The sequence below is a fragment of the Streptomyces sp. 184 genome (genome assembly GCF_045781775.1).
Classification (GTDB): domain Bacteria; phylum Actinomycetota; class Actinomycetes; order Streptomycetales; family Streptomycetaceae; genus Streptomyces.
Map to the genome: position 1 here is coordinate 1,457,305 of NZ_CP123230.1, position 20,880 is coordinate 1,478,184.

At 73.1% G+C, this 20,880-nt stretch carries 19 protein-coding genes and 2 tRNA genes; 13 read left to right on the plus strand and 8 right to left on the minus strand.

Annotated features, from left to right (window positions below; genetic code table 11):
* The first annotated feature begins 119 nt into the window (after window positions 1-119).
* The 3 genes from QBL21_RS06365 to QBL21_RS06375 all read left to right on the plus strand — a co-directional run bounded on the left by QBL21_RS06365 (window position 120) and on the right by QBL21_RS06375 (window position 5,485).
* Window positions 120-3,104: a UPF0182 family protein gene (locus tag QBL21_RS06365; RefSeq protein ID WP_407566329.1), complete on the plus strand. Its 2,985-nt coding sequence runs from the start codon at window positions 120-122 to the stop codon at window positions 3,102-3,104.
* Window positions 3,105-3,205: 101 nt separating this feature from the next.
* Window positions 3,206-3,279: transfer RNA gene (locus QBL21_RS06370), tRNA-Met, on the plus strand.
* A gap of 379 nt (window positions 3,280-3,658) precedes the next feature.
* Entirely contained in the window at window positions 3,659-5,485 is a 1,827-nt protein-coding gene (locus tag QBL21_RS06375) for a tetratricopeptide repeat protein (RefSeq protein WP_407561001.1), read from the plus strand.
* 147 nt (window positions 5,486-5,632) lie between these two features.
* On the opposite strand, the gene QBL21_RS06380 is transcribed toward QBL21_RS06375, so the two are convergent.
* From QBL21_RS06380 to hisN, 4 genes are all read right to left on the minus strand, one after another.
* Window positions 5,633-5,709 (minus strand) — tRNA-Met (locus tag QBL21_RS06380).
* 58 nt (window positions 5,710-5,767) lie between these two features.
* Window positions 5,768-6,178 carry a Fur family transcriptional regulator gene (locus QBL21_RS06385; protein ID WP_407561002.1) on the minus strand — a complete coding sequence of 137 codons (411 nt, stop codon included), beginning with the start codon at window positions 6,176-6,178 and terminating at the stop codon, window positions 5,768-5,770.
* A 219-nt stretch (window positions 6,179-6,397) separates the two neighbouring features.
* Complete coding sequence (locus QBL21_RS06390; protein ID WP_407561003.1) at window positions 6,398-6,808, minus strand: cyclic nucleotide-binding/CBS domain-containing protein; 411 nt, start codon at window positions 6,806-6,808, stop codon at window positions 6,398-6,400.
* Between the two features lie 185 nt (window positions 6,809-6,993).
* Window positions 6,994-7,788, minus strand: a complete 795-nt coding sequence (hisN, locus tag QBL21_RS06395; RefSeq protein WP_407561004.1) for a histidinol-phosphatase — start codon at window positions 7,786-7,788, stop codon at window positions 6,994-6,996.
* 139 nt (window positions 7,789-7,927) lie between these two features.
* On the opposite strand from hisN, the gene QBL21_RS06400 reads away from it, so the two are divergent.
* Window positions 7,928-8,566 (plus strand): TetR family transcriptional regulator, encoded by a 639-nt coding sequence (locus QBL21_RS06400; protein ID WP_407561005.1) that lies wholly within the window; start codon window positions 7,928-7,930, stop codon window positions 8,564-8,566.
* On the opposite strand, the gene QBL21_RS06405 is transcribed toward QBL21_RS06400, so the two are convergent.
* The 4 genes from QBL21_RS06405 to QBL21_RS06420 all read right to left on the minus strand — a co-directional run bounded on the left by QBL21_RS06405 (window position 8,532) and on the right by QBL21_RS06420 (window position 12,258).
* Complete coding sequence (locus QBL21_RS06405) at window positions 8,532-8,855, minus strand: DMT family transporter (RefSeq protein ID WP_407561006.1); 324 nt, start codon at window positions 8,853-8,855, stop codon at window positions 8,532-8,534. The genes QBL21_RS06400 and QBL21_RS06405 overlap by 35 nt on opposite strands.
* Before the next feature lie 179 nt (window positions 8,856-9,034).
* Window positions 9,035-10,042: a ribosome small subunit-dependent GTPase A gene (gene rsgA, locus QBL21_RS06410; protein ID WP_407561007.1), complete on the minus strand. Its 1,008-nt coding sequence runs from the start codon at window positions 10,040-10,042 to the stop codon at window positions 9,035-9,037.
* Between the two features lie 8 nt (window positions 10,043-10,050).
* Window positions 10,051-11,454 (minus strand): 3-phosphoshikimate 1-carboxyvinyltransferase, encoded by a 1,404-nt coding sequence (aroA, locus tag QBL21_RS06415; RefSeq protein ID WP_407561008.1) that lies wholly within the window; start codon window positions 11,452-11,454, stop codon window positions 10,051-10,053.
* A gap of 90 nt (window positions 11,455-11,544) precedes the next feature.
* Window positions 11,545-12,258 (minus strand): M50 family metallopeptidase, encoded by a 714-nt coding sequence (locus QBL21_RS06420; protein ID WP_407561009.1) that lies wholly within the window; start codon window positions 12,256-12,258, stop codon window positions 11,545-11,547.
* Between the two features lie 82 nt (window positions 12,259-12,340).
* Here QBL21_RS06420 and QBL21_RS06425 point away from each other — a divergent pair, with 82 nt between their 5' ends.
* The 9 genes from QBL21_RS06425 (at window position 12,341) to QBL21_RS06465 (ending at window position 20,824) form a co-directional block, all read left to right on the plus strand.
* Window positions 12,341-13,162: an SOS response-associated peptidase gene (locus QBL21_RS06425; protein WP_407561010.1), complete on the plus strand. Its 822-nt coding sequence runs from the start codon at window positions 12,341-12,343 to the stop codon at window positions 13,160-13,162.
* Window positions 13,163-13,266: 104 nt separating this feature from the next.
* Window positions 13,267-13,899, plus strand: coding sequence for an alpha/beta family hydrolase (locus QBL21_RS06430; RefSeq protein ID WP_407561011.1), 633 nt, complete (start codon window positions 13,267-13,269; stop codon window positions 13,897-13,899).
* Window positions 13,900-14,151: 252 nt separating this feature from the next.
* Window positions 14,152-14,835: a sigma-70 family RNA polymerase sigma factor gene (locus QBL21_RS06435; RefSeq protein WP_407561012.1), complete on the plus strand. Its 684-nt coding sequence runs from the start codon at window positions 14,152-14,154 to the stop codon at window positions 14,833-14,835.
* Window positions 14,832-15,173, plus strand: coding sequence for a mycothiol system anti-sigma-R factor (gene rsrA / locus QBL21_RS06440; RefSeq protein ID WP_407561013.1), 342 nt, complete (start codon window positions 14,832-14,834; stop codon window positions 15,171-15,173). Before QBL21_RS06435 ends, rsrA begins: the two co-directional genes overlap by 4 nt.
* Before the next feature lie 105 nt (window positions 15,174-15,278).
* Window positions 15,279-16,730: an HD-GYP domain-containing protein gene (locus QBL21_RS06445; RefSeq protein WP_407566330.1), complete on the plus strand. Its 1,452-nt coding sequence runs from the start codon at window positions 15,279-15,281 to the stop codon at window positions 16,728-16,730.
* On the plus strand, window positions 16,727-18,022 hold the full coding sequence (locus QBL21_RS06450; RefSeq protein ID WP_407561014.1) for a metal-dependent phosphohydrolase: 1,296 nt from the start codon (window positions 16,727-16,729) through the stop codon (window positions 18,020-18,022). Before QBL21_RS06445 ends, QBL21_RS06450 begins: the two co-directional genes overlap by 4 nt.
* A gap of 164 nt (window positions 18,023-18,186) precedes the next feature.
* Window positions 18,187-19,179: a tetratricopeptide repeat protein gene (locus tag QBL21_RS06455; protein WP_407561015.1), complete on the plus strand. Its 993-nt coding sequence runs from the start codon at window positions 18,187-18,189 to the stop codon at window positions 19,177-19,179.
* A gap of 85 nt (window positions 19,180-19,264) precedes the next feature.
* The gene (gene def / locus QBL21_RS06460; protein ID WP_407561016.1) at window positions 19,265-19,912 is read left to right on the plus strand and encodes a peptide deformylase; all 648 of its coding nucleotides are present in this window, start codon (window positions 19,265-19,267) and stop codon (window positions 19,910-19,912) included.
* A gap of 177 nt (window positions 19,913-20,089) precedes the next feature.
* The gene (locus QBL21_RS06465) at window positions 20,090-20,824 is read left to right on the plus strand and encodes a D-Ala-D-Ala carboxypeptidase family metallohydrolase (RefSeq protein ID WP_407561017.1); all 735 of its coding nucleotides are present in this window, start codon (window positions 20,090-20,092) and stop codon (window positions 20,822-20,824) included.
* Window positions 20,825-20,880: the final 56 nt, after the last annotated feature.

Here is a 20,880-nt window from a genome sequence, read left to right on the forward strand (position 1 = left end):
TCTGCCACCCCCCGGCGGGAACTGAGTAAAGCTTTAGTAAGTTGCCACATTGAGCCCCTGTGCCGCGGGGGCCGTATGACAGGACGTTCAAGTCTCGAGGTGCCACGTTGGCTTTCCAGATGCCGGACCGCGGCGGAGGCCCCACCGGGCCACGGATCAGTGTGGGCAGGCCGTCCCGGCGGGTACGAACGCTGCTGATGACGCTGGGTGTGCTCGCCATCCTGGGCATCATCTTCGTCATGTTCGCCGGCTTCTGGACGGACTGGCTCTGGTATCGCTCCGTCGGTTATTCCTCGGTCTTCACCACCCGGTTGTGGACCAAGGTGGGGCTCTTCTTCGTCTTCGGCCTGCTGATGGCGCTCGCGGTCGGCTTCAACATGTGGCTGGCCCACAGGCTGCGCCCGCCGCTCAGCGCGATGTCGCTGGAGCAGGAGAGCCTCGATCGTTACCGGATGAACCTGGCCCCGTACAAGAAGTGGGTGCTGCTCGGCATCGCCACGCTGGTGGGCCTGATCGCCGGCGCCTCCGCGACGGGGCAGTGGCGCACGTGGCTGCTGTGGGTGAACGGGCAGTCGTTCGGCGAGAAGGATCCGCAGTTCCACAAGGACATCTCCTTCTTCGCGTTCGACCTGCCGTGGTACCGCTTCCTGCTCGGCTTCGGCTTCGCGGCGGTCGTGCTGTGCACGATCGCCGCCGCGCTCACGCACTACCTCTACGGCGGGCTGCGCATCTCCAGCCCCGGCGCGCGTGCGACGTCCGCGGCGACCGGCCATCTCGCGGTGCTGCTCGGCACCTTCGTGGCGCTCAAGGCGGTGGCGTACTGGTTCGACCGCTACAGCCTGGCGACCAAGACCAGCGGTCTGAAAACCACGGACGGCTGGACCGGTCTGCGCTACGTCGACGCGAACGCCTATCTGCCGGCGAAGACGATCCTCTTCGTCATCGCGATCATCTGCGCGGGCCTGTTCTTCGCCACCCTGTGGCGGCGCACCTGGCAGTTGCCGCTCATCGGCCTCGGCCTCATGGTCCTCTCGGCGATCCTGATCGGCGGGCTGTACCCGGCGATCGTGCAGAAGTTCCAGGTGCAGCCGAACGAGCAGGCCAAGGAGACGCCGTTCATCGAGAAGAACATCGAGGCGACGCGCAAGGCGTACGACATCGATGACTCCCAGGTGACGGAGTACTCGGGCCTGGCGCCCAAGGACACCACCAACGAGCAGTTGCGCACCGCCGTCGACAACACGGCGAGCGTCCGCCTGCTCGACCCGAGCGTGGTCTCGCCGACGTACCAGCAGCAGCAGCAGGTCCGCGGCTACTACCAGTTCCCCGGCACCCTGGACGTCGACCGGTACGAGGACGAGGACGGCAACTCGCAGGACACCGTCGTCGGCCTGCGCGAGATCAACGTCGGCGGCATCCCCGAGAAGGGCTGGATCAACAGCCACTTCCGTTACACCCACGGCTACGGCGTCGTCGCCGCCAAGGGCACCGAGGTCACCGACGACGGCGACCCGGCGTACACGGAGAAGAACCTGCCGCCCGAGGGCGAGCTGGGCGAGTACGAGCCGCGTATCTACTACGGCGAGCAGACCCGCGACTACTCGATCGTGGGCGGCCCGCAGGACGAGGTCGACTACGCCGACGACTCCGGCGAGAAGACGTACCGCTACAAGGGCGACAGCGGGGTGGACCTGTCCAACCCGATCAACAGGGCCGCGTACGCGCTGACGTTCAGCGAGCCGCAGATCATGTACTCCGGTGCGATCGGCGACGGCTCGCAGATTATCTACAACCGCACCCCGAAGGAGCGGGTGGAGGCCGTCGCGCCCTGGCTGACCATCGACGGCGACCCCTACCCGGCGGTGGTCGACGGCCGGATCACCTGGATCGTCGACGCCTACACCACCAGCAACGGCTATCCGTACTCGACCAGGACCACCCTGGGCGACACCACGGCCGACTCGCTGACGGACGACCAGCGTTCGGTGATCGCGCAGCAGAACCAGGTCAACTACATCCGCAACTCGGTGAAGGCCACCGTCGACGCCTACGACGGCAGCGTGGACCTCTACGAGTGGGACACCGACGACCCGGTCCTCAAGACCTGGATGAAGGCGTTCCCGGACACGGTCAAGCCGCGCGCGGAGATCGGCGACTCGCTGATGGACCACCTGCGCTACCCGCAGGACCTGTTCAAGGTCCAGCGCGAGCTGCTGACGCAGTACCACGTCACCAGCCCCAAGCAGTTCTACTCCGGCAGCGAGCAGTGGGAGATCCCGGACGACCCGACCACCAAGGTCGAGAGTTCGGTGCCGCCCTACTACCTGAGCATGAAGATGCCGGACCAGGACTCGCGGACGTTCTCGCTGACGACGACGTTCACGCCACGCAACCGCAACAACCTCGGCGCGTACATGGCCGTGGGCGCGGACGCGCGCAGCGACGACTTCGGGCAGATCAGAATCCTGAAGCTGCCACCCAACAGTCCCGTGCCGGGACCGAAGCTGGTGCAGTCCAGATTCAACTCCAACGCCGCGATCGCCGACCAGATCAACATCCTTCAGAGAGGCGATTCGGAAGTCATCTACGGCAACCTGCTCACGGTGCCGTTGGAGGGCGGACTGATCTACATCGAGCCGGTGTACGTGCAAGGCACCGGCACCGGCTACCCACTGCTGCGCAAGGTGCTGGTCACGTACGGCGACCAGACGGCCTTCGAGGACACGTTGCCCAAGGCGTTGAACGTCGTCTTCGGGGTGGAGGAAGCCACACCACCCGAGGACACGGGCGAGGAGCCACCACCGGAGGAGGAGCCGCCGGCCGGGGGCACCCTCCAGGACGCCGTGGAGGACGCCCAGAACGCCTACGAGGACGGTCAGCAGGCGCTCCAGGACCAGGACTGGGAGGCGTACGGCCAGGCCCAGGACGAGCTGGAGGAGGCCCTCCAGCGGATCGAGGAGGCCGAGCAGCAGGCGGACTCGAAGGGCGACGGCGGTGCCGGTGAGGACGCCGGCGACGGCGGCGCCGACGGTGCCGACAGCGGTGACGGCGGAGGCGGCAGTGATGCCGGTGATGCCGGTGACGGCGGAGGCAGCGGGGCCTAGGGCGGCCCGTGGCCCGCCGGACGGGAAGTCCGGCGGGCCACGGCCCGCGCGGAACGGCGGCGTTGGGGCCCTCCGCACCGTGATAGCCTTACGGCACACGACGCGGGGTGGAGCAGCTCGGTAGCTCGCTGGGCTCATAACCCAGAGGTCGCAGGTTCAAATCCTGTCCCCGCTACGCGAGATCGAGGCCCGGAGTCCCATCGGACTCCGGGCCTCGACGTGTGTCTGCCGCGTGGTCTGTGTGCGCCGTGGGGGCGGTATGGCGAGGGGGGCGGATGTGTCGTGTGTGTGTTCTTGAGGTCATTGTTTTGGGGGTACCCGGCGTGACAAGGTTTGATGAGTCGTTGTGTCGGGAAGTCGACAAACCGCTGAAGTGACCTTCCTGGCTGCGGTATACCAGGTGTACGCGGGTTGCAGGTGGTGCGACGATGGACCTCATGGGGGACGAGGCAAGGGTGTTGGACGCCCGTAGGACAGGGGGCACCGGTGGCCAGGAGCGCAAGGCTCCCGCCGCCGCCGGTGAGTTGAGCGCTGCGCGCGGACCGGATCCGGCCGTGGCCGAACTGAGCGCGCGGGGCGCGGCACTGCTGCGCAAAGGGGATCTGGACGGCGCGGAGCCGGTGCTGCGCGCGGCGACCGCCGAGGGCGACAGGGCGGCGGCGAACAACCTGGGCGTGCTGCTCTACCAGCGCGGGCAGGTGCACGAGGCGGCCGGCTGGTGGCGTATCGCCGCGGTCGGCGGCTCGCCCGCCGCCGCGCACGCGCTGGGGCGGTACTACCGCGAGAACGGCGACGAGCCCGGCGCCGAGTACTGGCTGCGCCAGTCCGCCGAGGCCGGGCACGCGCTGGGCGCGTACGCGCTCGCCGACCTGCTGGAGCACCGCAGCGACGTGGGCGCGGAGCGCTGGTTCCGGATCGCCGCCGACAAGGGGCACCGCGAGGCGGCGTACCGGCTCGCGCGCATCCTCGACACCGGCGCCCGGGCGCCGTCCGGCAGCGGCGTCGAGACCGGTACGCGGCTGAGGCCGCCGGCGGCGCGGCCGGGCGCGGTGAGCCTCGTCCGCGGCGCGGCCGGGGCCGGCGACGACCCGGTCACAGAGGCCGAGCAGTGGTACCGCCAGGCCGCCGCGCGCGGGCACGTGCGCGCCGCGCTGCACCTCGGCACGCTCCTGGAGGAGCGCGGCGAGTCGCAGGAGGCCGGCCGGTGGTACGTGATCTCCGCGCGGGGCGGTGAGCCGCGCGCGGCCTGCGCCCTGGGCTTCCTGCTGCGCGACGCCGGCGACGACTCCAGCGCGGCCGTGTGGTGGCGCCAGGCGGCCAGGGACGGCGACGGCAACGCCGCGAACGCGCTCGGCGCGCTCTACGCGGACCGCGGCGAGCCGCAGGAGGCGGAGCGCTGGTACCGCGCGGCGCTGGACGCGGGCGACGTGAACGGCGCGTACAACCTGGCGCTGCTGTGCGCCGCGGGGAACCGGGCCGAGCAGGCCGAGCAGTGGTACCGGCAGGCCGCGTACACGGGGCACTGCGAGGCGGCCAACGCGCTGGCCGTGCTGCTGCTCCAGCGCGGCGACGCCGCGGGTGCCGAGCCGTGGTTCTCGAAGGCCGCGGAGGCGGGCAGCGTCGACGCGGCGTTCAACCTCGGGATCATCCACGCGGGCCGGGAGGACGAGACGGGCGCGCGCCAGTGGTACGAGCGCGCCGCGTCCGCCGGGCACGTGGAGGCCGCGCTCCAGGTCGGCATCGCGCTGCTGCGCGACGGCGAGGAGAAGGAGGCGGAGCACCGGCTGCGTACGGCCGCCGAGGGCGGCAGCCCCGAGGGTGCGTTCCGGCTGGCGGCGCTGCTGGACGACCGGCGCCCCGGGCCCGGGGCGGACGCCCCGGGTGCCGCGGGCCCGCGCAGCGCGCGGGTGTGGGGCGGCGCGGGGTCGGCGGGCTCCACGGGCTCCACGGGCGCCCCGGGCGGCCCCGGCGGCTCCGAGGCGGACGCCGAGTGCGAGCGGTGGTACGAGCAGGCCGCGCGGCAGGGGCACCGGCGTGCCCAGGTGCGGCTGGGCATGCGCGCCGCCGCGCGGGGCGACACGGAGTCCGCGGGCCGGTGGTACCGGGCCGCCGCGGAGGCCGGCAGCCGCAACGGCGCGTTCAACCTGGGCCTGCTGCTGGCCCGGGAGGGCAGTGTGCCGGAGGCGGCGATCTGGTGGCGCCGGGCGGCGGAGCACGGCCACGGCCGCGCGGCGCTGCGGCTCGCGCTGCTGGCGGCCCGGCGGGGCGACCTGCCGGAGAGCCAGCACTGGTCGTCGCGGGCGGTGGAGCTGGGCCCGGCGGAGGTCGCCGAGCGCGCCGCCCGGCTGCGGGACGCGCTCGCGCAGGAACTCACCGCCTGAGCGGCCCGGGCGACCCTGAGCGGTACGGAGTAAGGGCCGGCGGCCATGGCCGCCGGCCCTTACCCGTGGCCGGCGGCCGGCTGCGGGCAGACAGCGCGTGGGCAGGAACGACGGAGGCCCGGACCGTGTGGTCCGGGCCTCCGTCAGTGGTAGCGGGGACAGGATTTGAACCTGCGACCTCTGGGTTATGAGCCCAGCGAGCTACCGAGCTGCTCCACCCCGCGTCGGTGAAACCAACACTACCCCTGGCTGATCGACGAGCGCAAATTACGTCCCGCCGCGCTACGCACAGTCCGGACAGATGCCGCGATACGTGACTTCCGCCCCCGAGATCCGGAAGCCGAAGCGCTCCGTCTCGGGCAGGGCCGACAGCAGGTCGCCCTCGGGGCGCACGTCGCGGATCGAGCCGCAGCGGCTGCACACCAGGTGCTGGTGGGCGCTGTGGGCGTTCGGGTCGTACCGCTTGGCGCGGCCGTCCGTGCTGACTTCGAGCACCTCGCCGAGCGCGACCAGCTCGCCCAGCGTGTTGTAGACCGTCGCCCGGGAGATCTCCGGGAGCAGGGCGGTGGCACGCGCAAGTACTTCGTCGGCGGTGTAGTGCACGTGGTCGCCGTCCAGGACCTCGGCCACGACTCGCCGCTGTGCGGTGAGCCGGAAGCCTCGGCCGCGCAGTCGCTCCAAGAGGTCGCTCATGCATTCAGGGTAGCAGCGCACCGCTCTATGGCCAGAACCCATACGAACTTCATTGGCATCTTGACTTGGACTGTGTCTAATGTAGTGTCACTCACAGACTACGGCGATCGGTCCCGAGGTCGCGCTCCAGGCCCTGTGCGGCCGCGGGCCGGTTGCCGTGCACGGACAGAGGGGCCGGGACGCCGATCGGGCTCCCGGCCCCTCTGCTGCGTCCGGGCGCTATGCGAGGGCTGTCTCGCGGTGCTCCGGCTCCTGCCGCTCCGGGGTCCAGCAGCGGATGATGTCGCGTACGGACACGATGCCGACCGGCTCCGCGTCGTCGAGGACGATCAGATGGCGGAAGCTGCCGTGGGTCATGGCGCCGGCGGCGTCGTCGAGGGTCCAGCCGGGTGCGGCGAAGACGACGTCCGTGGTCGTGTGGTCGTCGGCTTTCTCCATGTCGGGGTCCTGGCCCGCGCCGACGGAGTTGAGGATGTCGCGCTCGGTCAGGATGCCGAGCCCGCTGGTGTCGGGGTCGAGGACGATCGCCGCGCCGACGCGCCGCGCCGACATCAGCGAGGCGGCCTGGCGGAGGGTGTGCGCGGGGCCGATGGTGAGGACCACCGTGCTCATGGCGTCGCGGACGAGCATGGGGTGGAGCCACCTCCTGTGCGTAACGGGGCCCTGTGCGTGCCTGTGAAGGTTTTCACAAGTTCACAAGGTCTGTCACAGTCAGACTGGCACGCCCGGGAGGGAGCAACAAGGGGCGGGAAGGGTCCGGCCGGGCCGGACCCGCGCGCCCCGGGCGCGGGTCCGCCGGCCGTCCGGACGGGCGGCTACGGGCCGAGGTACTTCAGCAGTTCCTGGTGGAGCAGCCCGTTGGACGCCGCGGCGTTGCCGCTGTGCGGGCCCGGCTCGCCGTCCAGGCCCGTGAACGAGCCGCCGGCCTCCGCCACGATCGCCGCGCACGCCGCCATGTCCCACAGCGACAGCTCCGGCTCCGCGCAGATGTCGACCGTGCCCTCGGCGACCATCATGTACGGCCAGAAGTCCCCGTACCCCCGGCTGCGCCAGCAGTCGCGGGTCAGGTGCAGGAAGCCGTCGAGCCTGCCGCGCTCGTCCCAGCCGTGCAGCGAGGAGTACGCGAACGAGGCGTCCTCGATGCGCTGCACGCCGGACACCCGCAGCGGACTCGCCTTCGCCAGGCTGCGGCCGGTGTACGCGCCGCCGCCCTGCACCGCCCACCACCGGCGGGCGAGGGCCGGCGCCGACACCACGCCGACGACCGGCTGGTTGCCCTCCGCGCCCGGCGCCATGAGCGCGATCAGCGTCGCCCAGACGGGGACGCCGCGCACGTAGTTCTTCGTGCCATCGATGGGGTCGATGATCCAGCGGCGCGGGCCGGTGCCCTCCGTGCCGTACTCCTCGCCCATCACGGCGTCGCGTGGCCGGGCGCGCCGCAGCGAGGAGCGGATCAGCTCCTCGGCCGATCTGTCCGCCTCCGACACCGGGGTCAGGTCCGGCTTCGTCTCGACCTTCAGGTCGAGCGCCTTGAACCGCTCCATCGTGGTGGCGTCGGCGGCGTCCGCCAGGACGTGGGCGAGACGCAGATCATCATGAAAACCGGCCATGCAACGAACAGTAACCCCAAAGGTGCACCGCGAACCTTCGCCCGGCCGCGTGGCGGGTCCCAGGGCCCCTCGTACGGACCCTTGACAGCACCTGGCGGTGCGTCAATTCTGAGCGCACGGTCGCCCTCTGGAGGCCACGATGCCGACAGCGCGAGAAGGACTCCTCGACGCCGCCTTCACGGCGCTCAGGAACCGGCCCTGGGCGGGGGTGCGGATGGTCGACGTCGCCGCCGCGGCCGGGGTGTCCCGCCAGACTCTCTACAACGAGTTCGGCAGCAAGGAGGGCCTGGCCCAGGCCCTCGTCAGACGCGAGGTCGACGGCTATCTCGCGGGAGTGGAACGGACGCTGGCCGGCGCCCGCAGATCCGGTGCCGACGCCGGCGGCCGGCTGCTCGCCCTGGTCGCCTGGACACTGCGCGCCGCGCGCGGTAACCCGCTGGTGCGTGCCGCGCTCACCGGGTGCTGGGGCCCGCAACTGCCTGCCCCGGCACGTCGGGTGTCCGCCCGCGGCGGCCCGCCGGGGGTGCGGCGAACGGGGCAGGACCTGGCCGTCGAGTCGCCCGCCGAGCTGGTCGACGAGGTACGCGACCGGGTGCTGCGGGCGCTGGAGGAGCACTTGCCGGGCCCGCCGGGCGAACGCCGCCGGGTCTGCGAGGCGGTGACGCGGCTGACGCTGTCGTACGTGGTCGCGCCGGCGGCCAGGGGCGAGGACGTGGAGCGGACGATCCGCGGGCTGCTGACCGTCAGTGCGCCGAGCCGGACAGTTGCAGGCCGATGACGCCGACGATCACCAGCGAGATGGAGATGAGCTTCAGCGTGGAGACCAGGTCGCCGAGGAAGACCATGCCGTAGATCGCGGTGCCCGCGGCACCGATGCCCGTCCACACCGCGTACGCCGGGCCGACGTCCAGCTTCTTCAGCGACAGCGTCAGCAGGCCGAAGCTGCCGAGCGCGAACGCGCAGAAGGCGATCGTCGGCCAGAGCCGGGTGAAGCCGTGGGAGAGCTTGAGGCAGACGGCGAAGCCGGTTTCGAGGATTCCGGCCACGACGACCAGCAGCCACGCCATCGTGTAGTGCCTCCCGTTCGGTTGACGCTCCTGCGATTATGCCCAACGCGAGTGCGCGGGGGCGATGGACCTCGCCGATCGGCTCCCGCGGCCCGCGGGCTGATTCGGCTGGTCTGCCTGGTCTGGCTGATTCACCGTCAGTGCCGCCGCCGGCCGCTGCCCGCCACCGTGAGCCACCGTCAGTCGCCCTCGTGGCGCTCGCGGGTGGCGAGCAGCCGGCGCAGCGAAGCCAGCCGTGCGGGGTCGGCGTGCCCCGCGGAGACCCAGGCGTCGAGGGCGCACTCCGGCTCGTCGTGGCTGCAACCGCGCGGGCAGTCCGCCGTCCCGGGCACCAGGTCGGGGAAGGCGTGGATGACGCGCGACGGATCCACGTGGGCCAGGCCGAACGAGCGCACGCCCGGGGTGTCGATGACCCAGCCCCTGTCGTCGGGCAGCGGCAGGGCGAGCGCGGATGTCGTGGTGTGCCGGCCGCGGCCGGTGACGAGGTTCACCTCGCCGACGGCCCGCTGGTGCTCCGGCACGAGCGCGTTGACCAGGGTGGTCTTGCCGACGCCGCTGTGGCCGACGAAGGCGGTGATCCGGTCGGTGAGCAGGTCCAGCACGCGGGCGGCGCCCTCGCCGGTGGCCAGCTCGTCCCGGTTGCAGGCGACGGCCCGCACCCCCAGCGGCGCGTACGACTCCAGCAGGTCGTCCGCGGGCGCCAGGTCGGACTTCGTCAGCACCAGCAGCGGGTCGAGCCCGCCGTCGTACGCGGCGACCAGGCAGCGGTCCACCAGCCGCGGCCGGGGCGGCGGGTCGGCGAGGGCGGTGACGATGGCGAGCTGGTCGGCGTTGGCGACGACCACGCGCTCGTACGGATCGTCGTCGTCCGCCGTCCGGCGCAGCACCGACGCGCGCTTCTGGACCCGGACGATGCGCGCCAGCGTCCCGGGGTCGCCGGAGATGTCCCCGACGACGTCGACCCGGTCGCCGACGACGATGCCCTTGCGGCCCAGCTCGCGGGCCTTCATCGCGGTGATCGTGCGGTCCTCGACCAGGCAGGTGATGCGGCCGCGGTCGACGGTCACCACGAAGCCCTCGGCGGCGTCGTCGTGCTTGGGGCGGTTGCGGCTGCGGGGCCGGCTGCCCCGGCGGTCCGGGCGTACGCGGACGTCGTCCTCGTCGGGGTTCTTGCCGTAGCGCCGCATCGCGCGGGTCAGTCTCTCGGGGCGGCGGCGGGGGCGGGCGCGCCGGCTCCGGGCCCGGTGCCGGTCCCGGCGAGGAGCCCGGCCCACATCGCGGGGAAGTCGGGCAGGGTCTTGGCGGTCGTCTCCACGTTCTCCACCTGCACACCCTTCACCACCAGACCCAGGACCGCTCCCGCGGTGGCCATGCGGTGGTCGTCGTAGGTGTGGAAGACGCCGCCGTGCAGCGGTCGGGGGCGGATCTCCAATCCGTCCTCGGTCTCGGTGACGTCGCCCCCCAGCCCGTTGATCTCCCGGGTGAGGGCGGCGAGCCGGTCCGTCTCGTGCAGCCGCAGGTGGCCGACGCCGCGCAGCCGGGACGGCGAATCGGCCAGCGCCGCCACCGCGGCGATGCCGGGGGTCAGCTCGCCCACCTCGGAGAGGTCGATGTCGATGCCGCTTACTCCGCCGCCCCAGGGGCCGGCCGAGGCGCCGGTGAAGACCAGGTCCGTGCCGTCCGCGGTGGTCACCAGCTCGCAGGAGCCGCCCATCTCGGTGAAGATCTCGCGCAGCGCGTCCCCGGGCTGCGTGGTCTGCCGGGGCCAGTCGCGGATCGTCACCCGGCCGCCGGTGACGAGCGCGGCGGCCAGGAACGGCTGCGCGTTCGACAGGTCGGGCTCCACCGTCAGGTCCCGGCCCCGCAGGGCGCCCGGCGCCACCCGCCACACATGCGGCTCGCCGCCGTCCTCCGGCGCGTCCACCTCGGCGCCGGCCGCGCGCAGCATCTCCACCGTCATCCGGATGTGCGGCAGCGAGGGCAGCCGGTCGCCCGTGTGCCGCAGCTCCACGCCCTTGTCGAAGCGCGGCGCGGACAGCAGCAGCGCGCTGACGAACTGCGAGGACGACGAGGCGTCCACCTCGACCGCGCCGCCTTGCAGCGCGCCCTCGCCGTGCACCGTCAGCGGCAGGGCGCCGCGGCTGCCCTGCGCGGTGTCGTCGATCCGGGCGCCGAGGGCGCGCAGCGCGTCGATGACGCCGTGCAGCGGGCGCTCGTGGCTGCGCGGGTCGCCGTCGAAGCGGACCGGGCCGTCGGCGAGCGCGGCGACGGGCGGCAGGAAGCGCATGACCGTGCCCGCGTTGCCCACGTCCACCGAGGCGTCGCCCCGCAGTCCGCCGCCCGGCGTGACGCGCCACTCCTCGCCGCCGTCCGGGCCCGTGCCCTCCTCGATGCCGACGCCGAGGGCCCGCAGGGCCCCCGCCATCAGCGCGCTGTCGCGCGAGCGCAGCGGCCGGCGCAGCCGGCCGGGCTCGGCGGCGAGCGCGGCGAGCACCAGCGCCCGGTTCGTGACCGACTTCGATCCGGGCACGGTGACGGCCGCGGTCACGGGTCCTGAGGCGGTCGGCGCGGGCCAGTGGCTGCTCTGCGAAGCGGTCATGGCACTCACCCTATGCGGGCCGGGCCGCGCCCCGCAGGGTCCGGCCGCGGCCTGTGGAAAACCGGCCGGTTGTGGACAACCGGATGCAGATCAGAGGTCGAGCAACCACCGGCCGCCGCCGGCCAGGGCGCAGAGCGCGACGACGTAGAACAGCAGTACCCACAGCCCGGCGGGGGTGTGCGTCAGCCGCCCCAACTGGTCGGCGTCGGACTGCGGCGCCTCGCCGCGGCGCCGCTTGCGCTGGAGCTCGAAGACCGGCCGCACCCCGCCGAGAAGCAGGAACCACACGGCCCCGTACGCGAACGCCGCCTGCACCTCCGGCTCGGTCAGCCAGGAGACGAGGAAGAACGCGGCGCCGGTCAGCACGACGGTCACCACCCCGTACGCGTTCCGGATCATCAGCAGCATCGCCGCGAGCAGCGCGATCGACCCCCACAGCGCCGCCGTGATGCGCCCGTCGGCCAGCAGCCAGGCGCCGGCGAGGCCGAGCAGCGGCGGTGCTGTGTAGCCGGAGGCGGCGGTGAGGACCATGCCGAGGCCGGAGGGCTTGCCGCGGCTGACGGTCAGGCCCGAGGTGTCCGAGTGCAGCCGTATGCCCTCCAGGCGCCGCCCGGTGAGCACCGCGACCAGGCCGTGGCCGCCCTCGTGCGCGATGGTGACGGCGTTGCGCGCCACCCGCCATATGCCCCAGGGCAGCACGGCGGAGAGCGCCACGAGCCCCGTCACCACGACCAGCCACTCCGAGGGGTCAGGCTGCGTGCCGACGACACGGTCCCACAGCTCGCCGAGGCTGGTTCCTTCCATGTGCCCTCCCGGTGCTCGGACGAGCAGGGTAGCCAAGGCGGCGTGTGCGGGCTGTCAGAGGGGCGTGGCAGGCTTGTCACCCATGTGCGGACGGTACGCGGCGAGCAGGAAGCCCGAGGACCTGGCGAACCTCTTCGAGGTGGAGAAGTGGGACGCGGAGGAAACGCTCGCGCCCGACTACAACGTGGCGCCGACCAAGAACGTGTACGCGGTGCTGGAGCGCCCCGAGCGGGACTCCGACGACCCCCGGCCCGTGCGCCAGTTGCGGGCGCTGCGCTGGGGCCTCGTGCCGTCCTGGGCGAAGAACCCGGACCTGGGCGTGAAGATGATCAATGCCAGGGCCGAGACGGTGCACGAGAAGCCGGCCTACCGCCGGGCGTTCGTCTCGCGGCGGTGCCTGCTGCCGGCCGACGGCTACTTCGAGTGGCTGACGTTCAAGGGCGAGCGGCAGCTTGAGGAGCAGGGCAAGAAGAAGCGCCCCCGCAAGCAGCCGTACTTCGTCACCCCGGTCGACGGCTCGGTCTTCGCGATGGCCGGGCTCTTCGAGTTCTGGCGGGACAAGACGCTGCCGGACGACGACCCGCGCGCGTGGTGGGTGACGTGCACGGTGCTGACCACGGAGGCGGAGACCACGGAGCTGGCGGGCGGCGCGGCGGGTGAGTCGGGGCCGCACACCCTCTCCGAGATCCACCCGCGGATGCCGCTGATGCTCACCCCGGACCGCTGGGACACCTGGCTCGACCCGGCCAACAAGGACCCGGAGGCGCTGCGCGAGCTGCTCACCCCGCCGCCGGCCGGGCTGCTCCGGGCGTTCCCGGTGTCGACGCAGGTGAGCGACGTGCGGAACAACGGCGCGGAGCTGGTGGAGGAGATAGCGGCCCCGGAGGAGGAGACGCTCTTCTAGCCGCTCCGGGCAGCGGATCGGGCGGGCGCTGCCGGGGGAGTCCGTCCCACGGCGCCGGTGCGGGGGCACCTTCCGGCCCGTACGACTCGCCTAGATTGAGGCGCGTGAAGCCCACCACCGAGACCGTCGCCACCCCGCCCGGCGACGCCCGCATCACCTGGCACCGCGCCGCCCGCCCGCGGCTCGTGCTCGCCCTGAGCCACGGCGCCGGGGGCGGCATCGAGGCCCGCGACCTGCGGGCGCTGGCCGCCGCGCTGCCCGCCGAGGGGGTCACCGTCGCGCTGGTCGAGCAGCCCTGGCGGGTCGCCGGCCGCAAGCTGGCGCCCGCGCCCAGGACCCTCGATGCCGGCTGGACCGCGCTGTGGCCCGCCCTGGCGAAGCCCGGGGTGCCGGTCGTCGCGGGCGGCCGGAGCGCCGGCGCGCGGGTGGCGTGCCGGACGGCCCGGGACCTCGGGGCCAGGGCGGTGCTCGCCCTGGCGTTCCCGCTGCACCCGCCGGGCAAGCCGGAGAAGTCCCGGCTGGCGGAGCTGCTGGACGCCGGGGTGCCGACCCGGGTGGTGCAGGGCGAGCGCGACCCGTTCGGCGGTCCCGCGGAGTTCCCCGCGGACGTCGACGTCGTGCCCGTGCCCTACGCGGACCACGGCTTCGCGGTGGCGAAGAGCGCCCCGGCCGACGACGCAGAAACGGCCGCCACGATCACCGCCGCCGCCGCGGAATGGCTCACCGGCCTGCGCTGACGTTCCGCGCGCCCCGTACCCGCCCCGCGGCTCCCCGCCCGCACCGGCGGGGAATGTGCCGCCGGGGGCAGGCGTTGACACCCCTGTACGTTCCAGGCGCTCGACGAAGGGAAACGCATGAGCGGGGTTGCATGCCCGTCGCGTCCGCAGCCGGCGGCAGCGGAGAAGTACTGGGCGGCGGATGTGCACGGACGTCGTCTATCCTCCGAACCGTACGGGGCCGCGGTTGGCTCCACCACGGTGCTGGAGGAGGTGGGTCTCGTCACTGGGACCGACACGGGGAAGGGCGAGCCGGCCGAGGAGCCGACTGCGCCCGAGGAGACGACCGCCGAGCGGAACGCGCGCTTCGAGCGTGACGCGCTCCAGTTCCTCGACCAGATGTACTCGGCCGCGCTGCGCATGACGCGCAACCCTGCCGATGCGGAAGACCTGGTGCAGGAGACCTATGCCAAGGCGTACGCGTCCTTCCACCAGTTCCGCGAGGGCACGAACCTCAAGGCCTGGCTCTACCGCATCCTGACCAACACGTTCATCAACTCGTACCGCAAGAAGCAGCGCGAGCCGCAGCGCAGCGCCGCCGAGGAGATCGAGGACTGGCAGCTCGCGCGCGCCGAGTCGCACATGTCCACCGGTCTGCGCTCCGCCGAGGCCCAGGCGCTCGACCACCTGCCCGACTCGGACGTGAAGGAAGCCCTCCAGGAGATCCCGGAGGAGTTCCGTATCGCGGTGTATCTGGCGGACGTCGAGGGCTTTGCGTACAAGGAGATCGCGGACATCATGGGGACACCGATCGGTACGGTCATGTCCCGGCTGCACCGCGGTCGCCGCCAGCTCCGCGGCCTCCTTGAGGACTACGCGCAGGAGCGCGGCCTGATGCCGGCGGGAGCCGGGCCGGAGTCGGCCGGGTCGCACACGGGAAAGGGTTCGGGATCATGAGCTGCGGAGACGCGCACGAGACCGACTGCTCAGAGGTCCTCGACCACCTCTACGAGTACCTCGACCAGGAGATGCCCGAAGGCGACTGTGCCAAGTTCCAGGTGCACTTCGACGAGTGCAGCCCCTGCCTGGAGAAGTACGGCCTGGAGCAGGCGGTGAAGAAGCTCGTCAAGCGCTGCTGCGGGCAGGACGACGTACCGACGGACCTGCGCGCGAAGGTGATGGGCCGGATCGACCTCATCAGGTCCGGCGACGACGTACCGGAGCAGCCCGTGCTCGACGCCGGGGACGAGGGGCGCTCCACGTCACTCGAAGGTGCGAATCCACCCGGCTCGTAGTGTTCTTTTAGGCAACTGAGCCCCATTCGGCCGCAGGTGCCGCCCTATGCTCCCCAACTCGTACGGAGTACTGCTCGGACGAGGAGCGTGGGGCGCATGGGGCAGATGGCGCAGGTCTCTGCGGCCGGGCGCGGCTGTCTGCTGTGCGCCCTGCTCGCCACGGCGGCGTGTGCCGCCCCCGTACTGCGGCCCGGAGCCGCGATCCCCTGGACGGCGCTGGGCCTGCTCGCCGCCGTCTACGCGGCCGGCGAGCACCTCTGGCGCTGCCTGCCGGCGGGCCGGGTGCCCGTCGGTATCGGCGCGTTCTTCCCGGTCCTGCTTGCAGGAGCGTTTCTGCTGCCGCCCGCCGCTGCGGCCCTCGTCCCCCTCCCCGGCGCGCTGACCGCCCGGGTCGCCGAGCAGCCGACCGCCCCGCGGCGGCTGTGGCGGGCCGCCGAGCTGGCGCTCGCCGGCTGGGCCGCCGCGTACGCCGCCGGGCGCGTGCCCGGGGACGCCGGGCTCGGCGAGGCCGGGTTCCCCGAGCTGCTGCCCGCCGCGCTCGCCGCGGTCGCCGCCTTCTGGACCGTGCTCACCTGCCTGGACGCCGTGATGCGGGCCGCCGCCGAGCGCCGCTCCCCGCGTGCGGCGCTGGCCGGAGCGCCCGCGGCGGCGGGCGCGTACCTCGTGCACGGGCTCGCCGGGCTGATGATGGCGATGCTCTGGCACAGCCCGCACGGGCCCGCCAGCGGACTGCTGGTGCTGCTGCCGATGGCCATCTCATGCTGGGCTTTCGCCCAGGCCGACCGGGAGCGCGCGGCGCACCAGGCGACCATCAGGGCGCTGGTGCAGGCCGTCGACATCAAGGACCGCTACACCCGCGGGCACAGCGAGCGCGTCGGCCGCGCGTCGGTGCTCATCGCGCGCGAGCTGGGCATGGACGAGCGGCGGCAGGAGGTGCTGCGGTTCGCCGGGATCCTGCACGACGTGGGCAAGCTCGGCGTACCGACGCGCATCCTGCGCAAGGACGGGCCGCTGACGCAGGAGGAGCGGCGGGTCATCGAGCTGCACCCGGAGTACGGGCACGAGATCGTCCGCGGCATCGGCTTCCTGGAGGAGGTGCGCTCGGCGATCCTGCACCACCACGAGCGGATGGACGGCCGCGGTTACCCGTACGGGCTCACCGGGGAGCGGATTCCGGAATACGCCCGGGTGGTGGCCGTTGCCGACGCCTTCGACGCCATGACGTCGACCCGCTCCTACCGCCGCGCGCGGGAGGTGCCCGCGGCGCTGGCGGAGCTGCGGCGGTGCGCGGGGGAGCAGTTCGACCCCCGGATGGTGCGCGCGCTGGCCGGTGCGATCGAGCGCCGCGGCTGGCACGCCGAGGTCACCGCGGACGAGCCCGCGACGGTCCCCGCGCCGCTGCGCGGCACGGCCGGGGAGGGCGCGGCAAGCGGTGCGGCGGGTGGCACGGCAAGCGGCACCGCGGGCGGCACGGCAAGCGGCGCGGCAAGCGGCGCGGCGGGTGGCGTTGCGGGCGGTGCGGCCGACGCCGTCGTACGCAGCGGTGGCGCGCCGTGAGCGAATCGGTTCTCCGCTCCCGCCGCCGCCACGGGACCCCGCCCGAGGTGCGTGTGGCGGTCGGGGCCGCGGGGGCCGTCACCGCGGCGGGGTTCGGCTGGACGCTGTCGCACGGGCTCGCGCAGCCGCAGGCGGCGCTCGCCTTCGGACTGCTCATCGTGCTCGGCGAGGTGGCGGGCGACCACCGTGCGGGCGCCCCCGCGCGCATCCCCGCGCCTCTCGCGACCGCCGGTGCACTCGGCTATGCCCTGCTCTGCATCCCCGCGGACACCGCCGGCGGCGCCGTGCTGGAGATCGCCGCCGTCTCCTTCACCGCCACCGTCGTCGGCGCCGTCCCGCACGTCGCCCGCGGCCGGACCCCCACCGCCGAGCACCTGGTCCGCCGGGTCCTCGGCACCGCCTTCGCCGCCGCCTGCTGCCGCCCGCTGTGCGCCGGCGCCCCCTATGACGGCCGCGGCGGCCCGGTCGCCGGCCTCACCGCGGGCCCCGGCTACGTCCTGGCGCTGCTCGGCGTCCTCGCCCTGACCGCGCTCTGCGACGCCGTCCTCGCCGCCTGCCTCGCCCGGGCCCGTACCGGCTGGCCGTACGGCCCCCTGCTGCGCGACGAACTGCGCGCCCTGCCCGGCGTCGGCTCCGCGATGTGCGCGACCGGCGTCGTCATCGCGCTCGCCGCGCAGGTCGCCGGGCCGTGGGCGCTGCCCGTGCTGAGCCTGCCGCTGCTGCTCACCCAGCTCTCGTTCCGCCGCTACGCCGCCGTACGCCGCACGTACCGCCAGACCATCGCCTCCCTCGCCCGAGCCACCGAGATGGCCGGCTTCCACACCCAGGGCCACGCCCACCGCGTCGCCGCCCTCAGCCGGGCCATCGGCCGGGTGCGGGGGCTCTCGGAACGGGAGCTGGACGTGGTGGAGCAGGCCGCGCTCATGCGCGACCTCGGCAAGCTGTCGCTGGCCGGCCCCGTGCCCGCCGGCGCCGACGGCCGCGCCGACCGGCGGCGCATCGCGCTGCTGGGCGGCGCGGTGGTGCGGCAGACCGGGGTGGCCGCCGAGGTCGCCGTCGTGGTGGAGCGGCAGGCGGAGCCGTACCGTGACCAGCCGGTTGCGGCCCGTATCGTTCGCGTCGCCGCCGCATACGACGTACTGGTGGCGGGGAACGCGAAGGGTGAGGGTGCGGTCGTCGCCGGGCCGCTGGAGGCCCTGGAGCGGCTGCGGCTGGCGACCGCGGAGGAGTACGACCCGGCCGTGGTGGAGGCGCTGCGGGAGGTGCTGGCGGGTGGCGTGTGCGCTAACTGACCGGTAAGAAGCGGGTGTACGGCAGCACGTGGTTGGATGCGGGCATAGCCCGGCACCCGAGCGGACAGGAAGTTGCGGGGAGCAACGGCGCCCCCCGGGAGAGCACGCCGTGCGGACAGGCCGCACAGTGGTCATCCTGGAGTCAAAGACGGCAGGCAGGAATCGTGAGGATCTTCGGCAGAACACGGCATCGGCCCTCCGCCTCGTGGCGGCAGGCGACCGACCGCGCGTTCACGTTGATCGGCGACGGCCGGTACGACGACGCGGGCGCGCTGCTCACCCGCGCCGCGGGCCTGGAGCCCTGGCTGTCGGAGTCGTGGTTCAACCTTGCGCTGCTGCACAAGTTCCGCCACGACTGGGAGCAGGCGCGCGCCGCGGGTCTGCGGGCCGTCGCGCTGCTCGACCGCGAGGCGGGCGCGCCCGACTGGTGGAACGTCGGCATCGCCGCCACCGCGCTCCAGGACTGGCCGCTGGCGCGGCGGGCCTGGGAGGCGTACGGGCTGCACGTGCCCGGCGGCGCCGCGCACCAGGGGGCGGCCGAGCCGCCCGAGGACATGGAGCTGGGCAGCGCCGCGGTCCGGCTGTCGCCGGAGGGCGAGGCGGAGGTCGTCTGGGGCCGCCGGCTGGACCCGGCGCGGATCGAGGTGCAGTCCATCCCGCTGCCGTCGTCGGGGCGGCGCTGGGGCGAGGTCGTGCTGCACGACGGGGTGCCGCACGGCGAGCGGGCGACGCTGGCGGGCCCGTCGTACCCGGTCTTCGACGAGATAGAGCTGTGGGCGCCGTCGCCGGTGCCGACGTGGGTGGTGCTGCTGGAGGCGGCCACCGAGGCGGACCGGGACGCCGTCGAGCGGTTGGCGGCCGAGGCGGGGTACGCGGCCGAGGACTGGTCGTCGTCGGTGCGGCTGCTCTGCCGTACCTGCTCGGAGAGTTGCATGCCCAGCGCCGAGGGCTCGCTCCAGGCGTCCCTCGACCCGCACGACCACAGCGAGCCCGGCCGGCCCGGGCCGCTGGTGCACCGCACCGAGGACGGGCTGTGGGTGCCGGAGCGGGAGTGCGGGATAGCCGCGCCCGCGTCGCTGGTACGCGGGCTGCTGGAGAGTTGGGCCGCGGACAGTCCGGACACCCGGGACTGGCGGGATCTGGAAGAAGTCGTCTGAGGCTGTCCGAGCGTGGCCGTACCCTGGACTCCGACCTTTTCGTCATGCCCGCGAGGGCGGGGAACCAGGAAGGCGTACGGCGAGGATGACGCAGCAGGCGGAGCAGCAGCAGGCGGGGCGGGAAGCGGAGTCGCCGGACGTGTTCCTCGACGACGTGACGGACGCCGAGGCGCGTGAGCGGGAGGCCCGCGAGCGGGGCACGGTCAGACCGATCACGGTGGTGGGCAATCCGGTTCTGCACCGTGAGTGCAGGGAGGTCACGGAGTTCGACGAGGCGCTGCGGGCGCTCGTGGACGACATGTTCGCCAGCCAGCGGGCGGCGGAGGGCGTGGGGCTCGCGGCCAACCAGATCGGCGTCGACCTCAAGGTCTTCGTCTACGACTGCCCGGACGACGACGGCGTGCGGCACGTGGGCGCGGTGTGCAACCCCGTGCTGGAGGAGCTGCCCGCCGACCGCCGGCAGCTCGACGACGGCAACGAGGGGTGCCTCTCCGTCCCCAGCGCGTACATGTCGCTGGCCCGCCCGGACTACGCGGTGGTGCGCGGCCGGGACCTCGACGGCAACCCCGTCCGGGTGCAGGGCACGGGCTACTTCGCCCGCTGCCTCCAGCACGAGACGGACCACCTCTACGGCCGGCTCTACATCGACCGGCTCTCCAAGCGCGAGCGCAAGGACGTCATGCAGCAGATGGCGGAGAACACCCCGCGCTACGAGACCGTCCCCAACGACTGACGGCCCAGGGCCGCCTCTCCGGCCGCCCAGGCCCGCCTCCCCGCCGGCCCGTAACCGCCGCCTCTTGCGCGGCGGTTACGGCAGTGGTCCAGTCCACTGGCACCCTGGCGGCTCGTTGACCGCGCGCCCGTCGCACGCGAGGCTCGGAGCCCCCCATTCGTACGGCACGGAGGCACGATGCTCAGACGTACGGTCAGACTCATCCTCAGTATTGTCATGATCGCGGCGGCAGGTGTCGTCGGTACCGTCGCGACCGCCGGCACCGCGCAGGCGGACTCCTGCTACACGTGGAACCGCACGCTCAGTGAAGGCAGTTCCGGTGCCGACGTCACCCAGTTGCAGATCCGGGTGGCGGGGCACGTGACGTCCGGCGAGATCCTCGCCGTCGACGGCAACTTCGGCCCGCGCACCAAGGCGGCGGTGGCGAAGTTCCAGGCCGCGTACGGGCTCAGCTCGGACGGCGTCGCGGGTCCCAACACGTTCAACAAGATCTACAGCCTTCAGGACGCCGACTGCACGCCGATCCACTTCACCTACGGCGAGCTGAACAAGTGCAACTCCACGTGGAGCGGAGGAGCGGTATCCGCGGCGACTGCCAAGGAGAACGCGAAGCGCACCATGTGGAAGCTGGAGGCGATGCGGCACGCCCTCGGTGACGTCGCGATCAACATCAGCAGCGGCTTCCGCTCCACCTCGTGCAACAACGCGGTCGGCGGCGCCTCCAACAGCCAGCATCTGTACGGCACGGCGGCCGACCTCGTCGGCTCCCCGTCGTTCTGCCGGCTGGCCCAGCAGGCGCGTACCCACGGCTTCGGCGGGATCCTCGGTCCCGGCTACCCGGGCCACAACGACCACACGCACGTGGACGGCCGGTCCTCCCGCTACTGGTCCGCTCCCTCCTGCGGCATCTGACCGCGGGAGAACGCCCCGGCGCGGCAACGGCGCCGTGCAGGCGAGCAGCCGGCCGG